This is a genomic window from Bacillus sp. SIMBA_026, from assembly GCF_046535335.1.
GTDB classification, from domain to species: domain Bacteria; phylum Bacillota; class Bacilli; order Bacillales; family Bacillaceae; genus Bacillus; species Bacillus velezensis.
Window position 1 is genome coordinate 280,442 of sequence record NZ_JAWRWX010000003.1, and the last position, 13,511, is coordinate 293,952.

The 13,511-nt window shown below is 46.9% G+C and carries 16 protein-coding genes; 12 read left to right on the top strand and 4 right to left on the bottom strand.

Annotation, left to right across the window (positions count from 1 at the left end):
- Positions 1–30: 30 nt before the first annotated feature.
- Together SB847_RS17530 and SB847_RS17535 are read right to left on the bottom strand one after the other, a co-directional pair.
- Entirely contained in the window at positions 31–438 is a 408-nt protein-coding gene (locus SB847_RS17530; RefSeq protein WP_032872965.1) for a DUF5360 family protein, read from the bottom strand.
- Positions 435–800, bottom strand: coding sequence for a DMT family transporter (locus tag SB847_RS17535; RefSeq protein WP_310527377.1), 366 nt, complete (start codon positions 798–800; stop codon positions 435–437). The genes SB847_RS17530 and SB847_RS17535 overlap by 4 nt, the downstream gene beginning before the upstream one ends.
- A gap of 166 nt (positions 801–966) precedes the next feature.
- Here SB847_RS17535 and SB847_RS17540 point away from each other — a divergent pair, with 166 nt between their 5' ends.
- The 4 genes from SB847_RS17540 to SB847_RS17555 all read left to right on the top strand — a co-directional run bounded on the left by SB847_RS17540 (position 967) and on the right by SB847_RS17555 (position 3,074).
- Positions 967–1,773, top strand: coding sequence for an EcsC family protein (locus tag SB847_RS17540; protein ID WP_410578199.1), 807 nt, complete (start codon positions 967–969; stop codon positions 1,771–1,773).
- Between the two features lie 100 nt (positions 1,774–1,873).
- On the top strand, positions 1,874–2,245 hold the full coding sequence (gene gsiB / locus SB847_RS17545; protein ID WP_007609544.1) for a glucose starvation-inducible protein GsiB: 372 nt from the start codon (positions 1,874–1,876) through the stop codon (positions 2,243–2,245).
- A 134-nt stretch (positions 2,246–2,379) separates the two neighbouring features.
- Entirely contained in the window at positions 2,380–2,721 is a 342-nt protein-coding gene (locus SB847_RS17550; protein ID WP_326156636.1) for a cupin domain-containing protein, read from the top strand.
- Positions 2,715–3,074 carry a DUF4937 domain-containing protein gene (locus tag SB847_RS17555; RefSeq protein ID WP_410578201.1) on the top strand — a complete coding sequence of 120 codons (360 nt, stop codon included), beginning with the start codon at positions 2,715–2,717 and terminating at the stop codon, positions 3,072–3,074. Before SB847_RS17550 ends, SB847_RS17555 begins: the two co-directional genes overlap by 7 nt.
- A gap of 36 nt (positions 3,075–3,110) precedes the next feature.
- Here SB847_RS17555 and SB847_RS17560 read toward each other — a convergent pair whose 3' ends face one another.
- Both SB847_RS17560 and SB847_RS17565 read right to left on the bottom strand, forming a co-directional pair.
- Positions 3,111–3,932 carry a manganese catalase gene (locus tag SB847_RS17560; protein WP_012116856.1) on the bottom strand — a complete coding sequence of 274 codons (822 nt, stop codon included), beginning with the start codon at positions 3,930–3,932 and terminating at the stop codon, positions 3,111–3,113.
- An 84-nt stretch (positions 3,933–4,016) separates the two neighbouring features.
- Positions 4,017–5,069 carry a TRAP transporter substrate-binding protein gene (locus SB847_RS17565; protein WP_059368279.1) on the bottom strand — a complete coding sequence of 351 codons (1,053 nt, stop codon included), beginning with the start codon at positions 5,067–5,069 and terminating at the stop codon, positions 4,017–4,019.
- Positions 5,070–5,149: 80 nt separating this feature from the next.
- On the opposite strand from SB847_RS17565, the gene dctS reads away from it, so the two are divergent.
- The 8 genes from dctS (at position 5,150) to SB847_RS17605 (ending at position 13,497) form a co-directional block, all read left to right on the top strand.
- A complete protein-coding gene (gene dctS, locus SB847_RS17570; RefSeq protein ID WP_014416956.1) occupies positions 5,150–6,772 on the top strand; it encodes a two-component system sensor histidine kinase DctS in 1,623 nt (540 codons plus the stop codon).
- Positions 6,747–7,418, top strand: coding sequence for a response regulator (locus SB847_RS17575; protein WP_410578203.1), 672 nt, complete (start codon positions 6,747–6,749; stop codon positions 7,416–7,418). The genes dctS and SB847_RS17575 overlap by 26 nt, the downstream gene beginning before the upstream one ends.
- 108 nt (positions 7,419–7,526) lie before the next feature.
- Positions 7,527–8,783, top strand: a complete 1,257-nt coding sequence (gene dctP, locus SB847_RS17580) for a C4-dicarboxylate transporter DctP (protein WP_029326214.1) — start codon at positions 7,527–7,529, stop codon at positions 8,781–8,783.
- Between the two features lie 185 nt (positions 8,784–8,968).
- A complete protein-coding gene (locus tag SB847_RS17585; RefSeq protein WP_007410215.1) occupies positions 8,969–10,018 on the top strand; it encodes an AI-2E family transporter in 1,050 nt (349 codons plus the stop codon).
- A gap of 101 nt (positions 10,019–10,119) precedes the next feature.
- Positions 10,120–11,046: an ABC transporter ATP-binding protein gene (locus SB847_RS17590; protein WP_410578205.1), complete on the top strand. Its 927-nt coding sequence runs from the start codon at positions 10,120–10,122 to the stop codon at positions 11,044–11,046.
- Positions 11,039–11,806, top strand: coding sequence for an ABC transporter permease (locus tag SB847_RS17595; protein ID WP_410578207.1), 768 nt, complete (start codon positions 11,039–11,041; stop codon positions 11,804–11,806). The genes SB847_RS17590 and SB847_RS17595 overlap by 8 nt, the downstream gene beginning before the upstream one ends.
- 94 nt (positions 11,807–11,900) lie before the next feature.
- Complete coding sequence (locus SB847_RS17600; RefSeq protein ID WP_032872980.1) at positions 11,901–12,236, top strand: hypothetical protein; 336 nt, start codon at positions 11,901–11,903, stop codon at positions 12,234–12,236.
- A gap of 115 nt (positions 12,237–12,351) precedes the next feature.
- Positions 12,352–13,497 (top strand): acyl-CoA dehydrogenase family protein, encoded by a 1,146-nt coding sequence (locus SB847_RS17605; protein ID WP_410578209.1) that lies wholly within the window; start codon positions 12,352–12,354, stop codon positions 13,495–13,497.
- Positions 13,498–13,511: the final 14 nt, after the last annotated feature.

Below are 13,511 nucleotides of genomic sequence, written 5' to 3' on the forward strand. Positions count from 1 at the left end.
TCCCGCCTGAAGAAAAAGAAAACCGCCTCATCAAAAAGAATGACAGCTATTTTTACGAGAGACCAGCAATTTCCGAATAAAATATAAAGGATAAAGAAGCAAGTACAGATTGAATGCCCACCACATAAAATCAAAATCACCGATAAATACCCAAAAGGCAATCGCTTGCAGGCCTGAACAAAAGGTCAGCACAAGTGATATTAATGCGAAAGAGCGCCATAACGCATGTTTCCGTTTATAAAGAAACAAGCTGTACAGCCCGGTTATCGAAATGAAAATATCTAAGGGAAAGAATGACCAGTTCCAGGCCATTATCATGGCGTTATCATAATCTTTAAACACCATGTTTTTTGGAATCCACTCAAAAAAAGTAACAATCCAATAAACGATAAATCCAATATCTGTGATGAGGAAGAGAACCTTTAACCCTTTCATCATCTGTTTCTGTCCGTATGAACGCTGATGCCGTTTGATGACGTTTCACTTTCAGAAATAAAGTTTAAGGAAACAACACCGATGATGATCAGAAGAACAGAGACAGCTTTTATGACAGAGAACTGTTCATGAAAGAAAAAAATTCCGATCGCGGAAATCAGCACGATCCCCATTCCCGACCAGACCGCATACGCGATGGAGACACTTATATACTTTAAAGTCAAAGTAAGAAAACAAAGGCTGCCGATATAAAACAATAATAATAAAACACTTGGGACAAGTTTTGTAAATCCATTTGATAATTTCATGCTGACCGTACCCAATACTTCAAAAATGATCGCTAAACTTAAATAAATCCATTGCATTCAACATTCTCCTTCAATCGTATTATTCAGAATTATACAATATATAGAATTTGAAGAAAATTAAACAATGGAATGTTTTCCGGATAAAAAATCCGGCCGGGTGTAAAAAGAAAACGCCATAAAGGTATACTATGAACAAAGAAATCAGAAAGGACGTGCAGGACGGGTGACAGAAGAGCGGACAGACCTGGAAAGACAACTGAGAGACATTCAAAAATGGGAAAAGGCGCAGCAGAGGGTGATGTTCTGGCAAACATTCACCCGCTTGCCGTTTCAGCTTTTGGACAAGCTGACACCGCAATTTATTCAGAGGAAAATCGGACTCATTCTCGATGAAACGGGAACGTTTATTCAGTCAGGCGGACAGTACCTGACATCAGAAAAGCGCATCATGAAAAAGTTTCAAAAACGGCTGCCGCATGGTACATGTCAAACGCTTCGCGACATCCGCAATGCGCCGCTTGCCGTCATGGACGAAATCGCAGAAGCCATAGCGCGTACAAGCGTAAAGGCCGCGACGGTGCAGGGAGCCGCAACGGGAGTCGGCGGCGTATTCACGCTGGCGGCAGACATTCCGGCGATGCTCGGCCTGTCCTTAAAGACGCTGCAGGATATCGCGGTTGCTTACGGCTTTGATCCGAAAGACAAAAAAGAACGCGTGTTTATCGTCAAATTGCTCCAGCTTGCATCCAGTGACGTCATCGGAAAAAAAGCGATCCTGCAAGATTTACGGCAATATGATCAAAACGACAGCGCCTATCAGCGCGTCGCCTCGCAAATCCAAGGCTGGCGGGAAGTCGTTTACAGCTACCGCGATACGTTCGCTGCGAAAAAACTGCTGCAAATGGTTCCGGTCGCGGGCATCATCTTCGGCGCGGCCGCCAACCGTTCAGCTTTAGAAAGCATCGCGGAAACAGGCATCATGCTTTATAAAAAACGCCGGATTCTAAAACGCCTGGACGATACAGAATGATAAAAAACCACCCGAAAACACATTCAATGTGTTTTCTTTGTTTAGCAGTTCTGAAATCGGGAAACCAACAACCAACACCAATTAAAGGAGGAATTCAAAAATGGCACAAGATAATAACAAAATGAGCAGAGAAGAAGCAGGTAAAAAAGGCGGAGAAGCGACAAGCAATAACCATGACAAAGAATTCTATCAGGAAATTGGTCAAAAAGGCGGAGAAGCCACAAGCAAAAATCACGACAAAGAATTCTATCAGGAAATCGGTGAAAAAGGCGGAGAAGCCACTAGCAAAAATCACGACAAAGAATTCTATCAGGAAATCGGTGAAAAAGGCGGAGAAGCCACTAGCAATAACCATGACAAGGATTTCTATCAAGAAATCGGCCAAAAAGGCGGAGAAGCAACAAGCAAAAATCATGACAAAGATTTTTATAAGGAAATCGGCCAAAAAGGCGGAAACAGACGAAGCAGCTAATAAAAGCATAAAAGGCAGACAACCTGCAGATCAAAAGCGATCCGGCGCACCAGCTGGATCGCTTTTTATTTTGGGGAAATCTTGATCTGAGCCGCCTTTGCGATACAATAAAATGAAAAAGGGGTTTTTCACTCGTGTCTGAACTGCTGAATTTGCTCGCTATCGCCAATAAAGTCAAAGAAAAACACGACAATTTTTCAATCGCGGAGATCAATGACCACTGTGTGCGCCTCGCAGTGTTTACGGGAGAATATGACTGGCACCATCACCCTGACTCAGATGAATGGTTCATCGTTCTGGAAGGTGAGCTGCTGATCGATTTTAAGGACAAAGAAACCGCAGTGCTCAAAGCAAATGACAGCCTGCTCATCCCGAAAGGCACGATTCACCGCACCCGCTCATACGTCAGAACCGTGAATCTCTGTGTTGAGCATACGCATGCGAAAACAGTCATCACAGAGGAACGGTCATGCTGATCAAGAAGATTGTATGTGAAACAGACGCTGCAAACGCTGAAGCATTTGCACAAGCACAGTCAAGGTGGGGAGCATTATCATGTGTAAATGGCTTCGTCAAACAGGCCGGCGGCTGGCGGAAAAACGCAGACGGCCTGTTCATCGCAGAGATCATCAGCGTTTGGGAGAACAGACAGGCCTATGATGATTTTATGGAGAACGCACATGACCGCATATACGAAGAAAACGAGCAGAAGGCTGCGATTCTTTCAATAGAAGTGATGCTGTACGAAGAGGATGAACCTTTCATTCATGAGCTGTTACATCACCCGGACATCCGGTACGAACCGGACTGGACGGTTCAGAAGGCATAATGAAAGCCCAAAACAGTTTGTTTTGGGCTTGTGTCTTTACTCGCGGCCGGGAAGCGTGTTGTGGACATACGGCGGGACGGGATCCAGCTTAGCTATTTCGCCGTGCGCTTTCGGTTCCTTTTCGTATTCAAATGGTTCTCCGTCCGGCGCTGTTTCCTTCAGCCAATTTTGTTCAGCGCTTTCTCCGCCATCTGAGAAATGAATAAGCTTATGGGAGAATGACTGTTTTTCCAGCGCCTTCGGGAATGTGGAAGGAACGATCGGACCTTCTTGTTCTTCTAATTCTTTAATGGCCGCAAGCCATTGGTTTTGATGCATGGTATCACGGGCCAATAAAAAGCTGAGCATATCTTTCACGCCTTTATCATCGGTCATTTCATACAGGCGTGCGACTTGAAGCCTTCCTTGTGATTCGGCGTTCAGATTGGCGCGGAAGTCTGCCAGAAGGTTTCCGCTTGCGACGATATAGCCTGCGCTCCACGGAACGCCCGTGCTGCTCTCCGGCATTGCGCCGAGTCCTGAGACAATTGCATGATGCGGATTCATCCCGCCTAAAATGGACCCGATGACCGGATCATCAGCCGCTTTTTCCTGCTCTGCCAGCGGGGCGTCTTCTAACAGTCTCGCAATCATCGTCGCGATCATTTCGACATGGCCGATTTCTTCCGTCGCGGTATCCATCAGAAGATCCTTATATTTTTCATTGCCCCGTGTATTCCATCCTTGGAACAAATATTGCATGGCGACGGATATTTCCCCGTATTGTCCCCCTAAAATTTCCTGCATCTTTTTTGCGAACAGCGGGTCAGGACGATCCGGTTTAGCCGGATGCTGCAGTTTTTTCGTATGTGTAAACATGTCTCCATCTCCTTTTTTTGCTCTGTCCCTATTTACTTCCCCGGCGGGAAAAGGGATGAAACGGAGATGGGCGTATTGGTCCTGCTAAGGCTCGCGGCGCAAGGATAACAAATCCTGCACAAGCCCGCGGCCGATTACCTGTTCATATTGTCCGTAAATCGGGTCGAGGCGTTTCATCCATGTGTTCTTTTCCGCTTTGCTCAGCACATGAATATGAATGGATGAATTCTTCTTTATCTCTTCAAGCTGGTCTTTATTCATTTTCTCAGCGGAGGCTTCGTTCCATTCCGTCGTTTCTCTCATCGCCTCCGTTAAGATGGTTCTCGTTTTTTCTGTCTGTGAATTCCAGAAATGCTCGTCGGTCATCACGGCATAACCGAGGTACCCGTGATTGCTGATTGTCAAATAATCTTGAACATTATAAAATTTTTTAGAATAGATATTTGAAATCGTATTTTCTTCTCCGTCTACAAGATTGCTTTCCAAGAGCTGAAACGTGGAATTAAAGGAATCCTGCCGCGGGTGCGCGCCGAGCAGACGGTATTGGTCTTCGATCACGCTGCTCGGCATGATCCTGAGCGCCTGTCCTTTCAAATCGTCCGGAGTGAAGATCGGTCCTTTATTTGACGTAAGCTGCTTAAATCCGTTCGTCCAGTACGCCAGTCCTTTCAAATGATGCTTTTCTAATGAAGCGAACAGGCGTGTGCCGATTTTGCCGTTGAGGCCTTCTTGCACGGCTTTATAGTTTGTAAACGCGTACGGCAGATCCAAAACACCCCATTCGGGAGACAGTGATCCGAGCTTTGAGGTGGAGGGAGCGATGAATTGCACATCCCCGTTTTGGAGGGCGTTTATTTCTTCATTATCTGAATAGAGGCTCCCGTTTGGAAACACCTCTACTTTAATGGTGCCGCCGGACTTTTGATAGACAAGGTCGGCAAACTTATTCGCCGCCCGCCCTTTAGGCGTGTTTTCAGCAACGACATGGCTGAATTTGAAAACGATTTGATCTTTCAGGCCTTCCTGTTCGTCATCATAATACGGTTCTTCCGTTGAGAAATGATCATGAAAGCCGATGAATAAAGCGGTTCCGATACCGAGTACCATCAGGCTGAGACAAGTCAGCAAGCTTTTCATCGAAAACCCCCTCCGCCATTTTCTATAACAAGCATAATCGGGCGGGCCGTTTTCGTAAAGAGACGGAAAGGAAGAGGCCAATGACGAAAAAAAAGCTCACCATCCGCTGGAAAATCACCATACTTTCGTATATCGTCGTGCTTTTTACCTTTTTGATCGTCGGCATCGTGCTGATCGGCAATATTCAGCATACAGAGGAGCGCGAGCTGAAAAAACGGCTGATGAATACCGCGCGGACGGTATCTGAGATGACCGATGTCAAACGCGCCCTCGAGCAGAAAAAACAAAGGGAAGACGTGCGCCATGCGGTCGAAGAAATAAGGATCATCAATGAAGCGGACTACATCGTCGTCATGGATATGGATCATATCCGCTATTCACATCCCGTCAGCACAATGATCGGAAAGCGTTCAAGGGGTGAGGACGAAGCCGCGGCGTTCGCCGAGCACATTTATTTTTCCGAAGCAAAGGGAGAGATCGGCACCGCCGTCCGCGCTTTTTATCCCATCAAAGACCGGGATTTGAATCAGATTGGCGTCGTTCTGGCCGGTAAAACGCTGCCCGGATTCGGTGAAATTCTTCTTCAGCTGAAACATGAAATACTGTTTATCGTTCTGCTGGCGCTCGGGTTCGGACTGGCCGGCTCCTTTTTACTGGCCCGCCACATCAAAAAACAAATGTTTTGGCTGGAGCCCCATGAGATCGTGAGAATGTATGAGGAACGGACCGCTACGTTTCATTCAATGAATGAGGGCGTCATCGCGATCGATAACCAGCATCACATCACCATTTTTAATGAAAAAGCAAAGCAGATATTCAATGTCAGACAAGAGACCGATGGCAGGCTGATCTGGGACGTGTTAAAAGATTCCCGCCTCCCTGAGATCGTCGAGCGGAACCGAGCGGTATATAATGAAGAAATCCAAGTCAGCGGAAAGGTGATCATGAGCAGCAGAATTCCGATCGTCATGAAAAAGAAGGTCATCGGAGCCGTCGCCATTTTTCAGGACAGGACGGAAGCGGCGAAAATGGCGGAAGAACTGACCGGTGTGAAAAATTTTGTCGATGCGCTCAGAGTTCAAAATCATGAACATATGAACAAGCTTCACACCATCGCGGGACTGATTCAGCTCGGAAAATCAGAAAAAGCGCTCCAGCTTGCTTTTAAGGAATCGTCAGAACAAGAAAGCGTCACCGATTTTCTTCATCAGGCCATTCAGAATGACGCTGCGGCGGGGCTGTTGTTAAGCAAAATCAAAAGAGGAAAAGAGCTCGGCATTTCTGTGAAAATTGATGAAAACAGCAGTTTCTCGGCATTTCCGGAGCATGTCGACCAGCATGACATCGTCGTCCTGCTCGGCAATTTAATTGAAAATGCGTTCGGCGCATTCGAAACAGCGGACACGGAGGACAAACATATTGACATCAGTATCGAGCAAAATGATGAGGTGCTTGCTATATTAATAGAAGACAACGGAAGCGGGATTTCCGATCAGCACATCCCGCGCCTTTATGACAAAGGGTTTACCGTCAATAAAACGGGAGGAACGGGATACGGCTTGTACCTCGTCAAACAAATCGTCGACAAAGGGATGGGCGTCATTGAAGTCGACACACGGCAGGGACAGGGAACGGCATTTTCTATTTTATTTCCGATGAAGGGGGAGGAATCATTCGATGGACATCAAGGTGCTGCTTATTGAAGATGATCCGATGGTACAGGAGGTGAATAAAGAATTTATCACCGGTGTTTCGGGGTTCAGCGTCATCGCCACGGCCGCTGACGGAGACGAGGGAATCAGGCTTATAAAAGATCTGCACCCCGGGCTCGTGGTATTAGACGTATACATGCCGAAAAAAGACGGAATTAAAACGCTCCAGGAAATCAGAAAACAAAAGCTCGAAGTGGACGTCATCATCGTCTCGGCCGCAAAAGACAAAGAAACAATCCAGCTTATGCTGCAAAACGGTGCGGCCGACTATATTTTGAAGCCGTTTAAGCTGGAGCGGATGAGACAGGCGCTCGAAAACTATAAACAATATAAACGGAAAATTGAAGAGCATGACACCATGTCGCAAGAGCAGCTTGACATGCTGCTTAAAATTCCGCAAAGTCCGTCCCGGGATCTGCCGAAGGGGTTAAATCATTTTACGATGAATGAAATTTTGACCTATATGAAACAGCAGATGGAGCCGCTTTCAGCTGAAGAAGCTGCCAAAGCGCTCGGGATCGCAAGGGTGACGGCGCGGCGTTATCTTGATTTTCTTGAGAAAGACGGCCAGATTAAGCTCGACATTCAATACGGGGGGGTGGGCCGGCCGGTTAACCGCTACAAATTCGTCCGCTAGCCGAGACCAAAAAGACCAAAATGTCCGTTATGATCATAAGCTTCCCCTCTTTGTATGAAAACGCTATCATTTTCGTATAGACGCAGCGAGAGGCAAGGGGGAGTAGGGATGAAAATTTTCAAAAATCTTACGGTGCAGGTCATCACGGCGGTGATCATCGGCGTCATTGTCGGACTCGTATGGCCAGAGGCCGGGAAGCAGATGAAGCCGCTCGGCGATACATTTATCAATGCGGTAAAAATGATTATCGCACCGATCATATTCCTGACGATCGTGCTTGGCATCGCCAAGATGGGAGACATGAAAAAAGTCGGCAAAGTCGGGGGAAAAGCATTTATTTATTTTGAAGTCGTGACCACCATCGCCCTTATTATCGGACTTCTGGTCGTCAATATCATGAAACCCGGTGAGGGCCTTGATTACAGCAAGCTTGAAAAAGGGGATGTCTCTCAGTACACTCAAAACGGGGGACAGGGGATTGACTGGATTGAGTTTATCACTCACATCGTTCCGTCAAATATGGTTGACGCTTTCGCAAAAGGCGACATTCTTCAGGTCTTATTCTTTTCTGTTTTATTCGGTGTCGGCCTGGCGGCGCTCGGTGAACGAGGCAAAAGCATTATTGATTTCTTTGATAAACTGTCGCACGTTTTTTTCAAAATCATCGGCTACATCATGCGCGCGGCGCCGATCGGCGCATTCGGGGCCATGGCCTATACGATCGGGCACTTCGGCCTTGATTCCATCAAGCCGCTGGCGAGTCTGATGCTGTCTGTATACGTTACGATGTTCCTGTTTGTATTTGTCGCTTTGAATATCATTTGCAAACTATTCGGTTTCAGCTTGTGGAACTATCTCCGTTTTATTAAAGATGAGCTGCTCATCGTTCTCGGCACAAGCTCTTCTGAGTCCGTCCTTCCGCGGATGATGGATAAAATGGAGCGCTACGGCTGTTCCAAATCGGTTGTCGGCCTTGTCATTCCGACGGGATATTCTTTTAACCTGGACGGCACCTCGATTTATCTTTCCATGGCGACGGTTTTTCTGGCGCAGGTGTTCGGCGTTGACCTTACCATCGGCCAGCAGGTTACAATCATTCTCGTGCTGATGCTGACATCAAAAGGCGCGGCGGGCGTAACCGGAAGCGGATTTATCGTACTCGCCTCCACTTTATCGGCGCTTCAGGTTATCCCGCTGGAGGGACTGGCGCTCCTCCTCGGCGTCGACCGCTTTATGAGTGAAGGAAGGGCGATCGTCAACCTGATCGGAAACGGAATCGCCACCATCATCGTAGCCAAGAGCGAAAATGAGTTTGACGAAACGAAAAGCACACAGGCCGTAAAAGAAATGAAAGCGGCGGTATAAAAGGAAAGGAACGGCATGCATCGGGCATGCCGTTCTTTTTTTCGGCCTTCATGAGTAAAAAAGATAAATTTGTTTAAATTTATTAGGAGGTGGACAAAGACCTTAGCGTCATTTTGTTATATAATTTACAATTAGAGAGTGAAAGATGAAATCTAAGGGCTTTTTGTCCTAGCAGGAGTGTATAAATGGCGGCTATTTTTAAATTTTTTCAGCATCCGGGTGTCAGACGTTTTTCCGTTTTTCTTGTTTTGACTGGGGTGTTAGTTGTATTCCGAAGTATGATTAATTTGATTTTGCTTACGTTTATTTTTACTTTTCTGATGGATCGGCTGGAGACTGTCATCCGGCACGTGTTGAACCATTTTTTCCGGATCAGCCAGAGGGTGGTCATCACCGTTTTATATATTGCGCTGGCTGTCGGAGCGACTGTCGGAGGCTTTGTCTTTTACCCGATTGTTGCCAAGCAGATTGAACAGCTGATTAAGCAGATCAAGCACATCGCGTATCATCCCGATGTCATTCCGTTTTATGATGAGATATCGAGCGTGTTCGGCGATATCAATATCGGTTCCTATGTAAAAGAAGGTTTTAATGTACTGTATACATACTTGGCCGATATCAGCACTTTCGGTTTGCAGGTCGTGATGTCACTGATTCTCAGCATGTTTTTCCTGTTCGAGAAAAAGCGGCTCACGGAGTTTATGAAAAAATTTCAGCATAGCAAGCTGTCTGTTTTTTACTACGAACTTGCTTATTTCGGCAGCAAATTTGCGAGAACATTCGGCAAAGTGCTTGAAGCCCAATTTATTATCGCGCTGGTGAACTGTATCCTCACCTTGATCGCATTGGCGATTCTGCATTTTCCGCAGCTGTTCGGCCTTTCAATCATGGTCTTTTTCCTCGGGCTCATTCCCGTGGCGGGTGTGGTGATTTCGCTCATTCCGCTCAGCATCATCGCGTATACGACGGGCGGCGCAGCGTATGTCATCTACATCGTGCTGGTCATTTTCGTCATCCATGCGATTGAGACGTACTTCCTTAATCCGAAACTGATGTCAGCGAAAACGGAACTGCCGATCTTTTTTACCTTTACGGTTCTGATTTTCTCGGAACATTTCTTCGGTATCTGGGGCTTGATTATCGGAATTCCGATTTTTGTGTTCCTGCTTGATATTCTGGATGTCGTCAATAATGAAGAGAAGGAAAAAAACGGACCGGTCCCGGATAAGACATAACGTCGGCTCCGGCTCTTCACGAATATATGACTAATGTTATAATGCAGACAGTGCCTATGTACGGGCACTGTTTATTTTTTGTGAAAAAGGAGGAAGGCTGTATGACTGAGCCGATTTTACATATTGAAGGCCTTGACAAAACAATAGGCAAAAAGCACATTTTAAAAAACATCAGCATGGATGTCAGGCAGGGCGAGATCATCGGTTTGCTCGGTCCGAACGGGTCGGGAAAAACCACACTTATCCGAATCATCGTCGGCCTTTTAAAGAAAAACAGCGGCACGATTACAATTAACGGCTTTCAGCACGATGCTGATTTCGAAAAAGCGCTTGAATCCGTCGGAGCGATCGTGGAAAATCCTGAATTCTACCCGTACCTGACGGGGTGGGAAAACCTGAAGCACTTTGCCAACATGCACAAAAACATCAAAGAGGACAGGCTTCAGGAAGTCATCGAGCGGGTCGGGCTCACCAATGCCGTTCATGACAAAGTTAAAACGTATTCCCTTGGTATGCGTCAGCGTCTCGGGATTGCGCAGGCCATTCTTCACCGTCCGAATCTGCTCATTTTAGATGAACCGACAAACGGGCTTGATCCCGGCGGAATGAAGGATTTCCGCGATCACTTAAAGGAACTCGCGGAGCTTGAAGGGACGAGCATCCTTTTTGCGACGCATTTATTGCGTGAAGTGGAGGACCTTTGCGACCGTGTCATCATCATTCAAAAAGGTGAGATCAAAACAGAGGTTGTTCTGCGCGGCGCTGAGGAAAAAGAAGAAAAAGCCATCCTCGACATTCAGCCGGCTGATGAAGCATTCGAATGGCTGTCCCAACAGCAGTTTGTTCCGGAGAAAAACGGCGGGAGCATTACCGTCACCGTAGCGAAGAAGGACATCCCGGCATTAAACCGTGCGCTCGTCGGACAAGACTTTCTCGTGTATTCCATCATGCCGTATGCGGAATCGCTGGAGGATGAATTCATGAAAGTGACGACGGCGCTTCAAGAGGAGGGGGAGACGAATGTTTAAATTGACAGCGAATGAGCATATGAAGCTCTTTAACCGAAAAGTCTCATTAGTGGCGCTGATTCTGATGGCCGTTCTCCAATTTATTATGGCGCTTGTCATTAAACGGCTTGTCATCAGTTCCGGAACGGATGAGAATTTCATCGGCTATATGGCGTACGCGCCCGGGCTGAATATTCTGCTTGAGGCGTTAACAATCGTGATCGCGGCAACGATCATTTCCGCTGAATTTGATAAGAAAACGATCAAATTTCTGTTAATCCGCCCGGTAAAGCGGGAGCGGATTTTTGTATCTAAACTCATTACCGTATTTTTGGTCAGCTTGTACCTGTATGCGGCGTACTATATTCTGTCTCTGCTGTTCGGCATGGCTTTCTTCGGTGTGTCGGTGACATCTGAATCAGGGACGCTTCTTATGAACACCCTGAAAGTAATCGGCACGAACTGGGTCGAGGCGTTTGCGATGGCATGTTTTGGCTTGTTGTGTTCTTCTGTATTCCGAAACAGCGCAACGGCCGTCATTTTGTCATTTATCGTGCTGTACGGCGCAAAATCACTCGTGACGATTATGTCGCTCTTCCGAAACAAATGGGGAAGTTTTCTGCTGTTCGCAAATACTGACCTGACGCAATATATGAGCGGGGCGAAACCGCTGTTTGCGGGAATGACGCCGTTATTTTCCGCAGGCATTATCATTATCCATATCGTATTCTTCTTAGCCGTCGCTTGGTGGAGCTTTTGCAAACGCGATGTTCGGGTATAAAGTAAAGGAATGACATTTTTGTGAAAAAGATCACGATAAATCAATAATTTATGCTATTTTGATTTATAATAAAGGTAATGACGGAGGTGCTCACTTGAGAAATTTTATTACCGCATTACCGATTGTGTTATTGCTTGGTTTTTCCTTTGTGTCATTCATGTTCCAATTCGAACATCTTGTTTATTTCAGACTTGCGCTGGGATTGTTTTCTACAGTGGGGCTGTTTCTCTTATATAAATTGAAGACGGGATTCCGTTATTTCATCATCTACCTGTATGCAAGCTGGATCGTGCTTGCGGCGGTTACCGCGTTTGAAGAGCCGATTTTTTCAAGCTTTTTCTTTGGCGGGCTTGTGATGACGATGGGTTATCTCACATATATGCTGATTTATCTCGGGCTCAAGCAGGACCGCGGCCCGGAAGCAGTCTGAACGCGCTATTCCATGGAATAGCGCGTTTTTTTTGTACAGCCTCACAGTTGCGAAACGAGACTTGAATCTCTATAATACTTATTAACTTTATCGGAATTATAATGGGGGGATTCCAGTGTCTTTATGGATACAGAATGAACGGCAGAGGGAATGGATGGAAAAAATCGGCCTGCTTGCAGACGAATTTCAAAAAACAGCCGCGCTTGATGATGAGGCGGGCCGTTTTCCCGCGGAGAAAATTCAAAGACTGCGCGACGCAGGATATACGGCATTAACGGTACCTGAGGCATTCGGCGGCGCAGGCATTTCCGTTTATGATATGGTGCTGTTTCAGGAACGGCTGGCGCGGGGAGACGCGGCCGTTGCTCTCGGAATCGGCTGGCATTTATCCGTCATGGGTGAGCTCGGAGAAGGAAACAGCTGGGATGAAGATGTCTTTTCATTTATCACAGAAGAGGTGAAAAAGGGAGCTGTCTTGAACAGGGCAGCGACGGAACGGCAGACCGGCAGTCCGACGAGGGGAGGAAGACCGGGCACTTCCGCTGTCAAAAAAGACGGAAAATGGGTGCTGAACGGCCGAAAAACCTTTACAACCCTTTCGCTGACTTTAGATTATATGCTTGTGACGGCATGGATTGAAGAAAAACAAACGACCGGTGTTTTTCTCATTCATAAAGATCAGGCAGGCGTCTCGGTCGAAGAAACATGGGATATGATTGCCATGAAGGCGACCGGAAGCCATGATCTCCTTTTAGATCATGTCACGGTCAGTGACGAGCGGCTTGTGGAGCTTATCAGCGGGCCGAGAGCGGCGAAAGTGAATGGCTGGCTGCTTCACATTCCCGCTGCTTATCTGGGTATCGCTCAAGCGGCAAGGGACTATACCGTCCGGTTTGCATCCGAATATTCGCCGAACAGCCTGAACGGACCGATTAAAGACGTGCCGGCCGTTCAGCAGCGTGTCGGGGAAATGGAGCTTGAATTGTTAAAAGCGAGACAGTTTCTCTTCACGGCGGCGCAAATGTATGATGACCCAAAACGCCGCCCTTTCATCAAAAGCGAGCTCGGCGCCGCAAAACATATTGTGACAAATGCCGTCCTTTCTGTTGTTGATAAAGCAATGAGAATCACCGGCGCAAAAAGCCTTGAGCGAAACAATCCGCTTCAGCGGTATTATCGGGATGCCCGGGCCGGCCTTCACAATCCGCCGATGGACGATGCGGTCATCGGCAAATTAGCGGCGGAAGCCTTTGAGCAATAAAAAAAAGAGCCTGA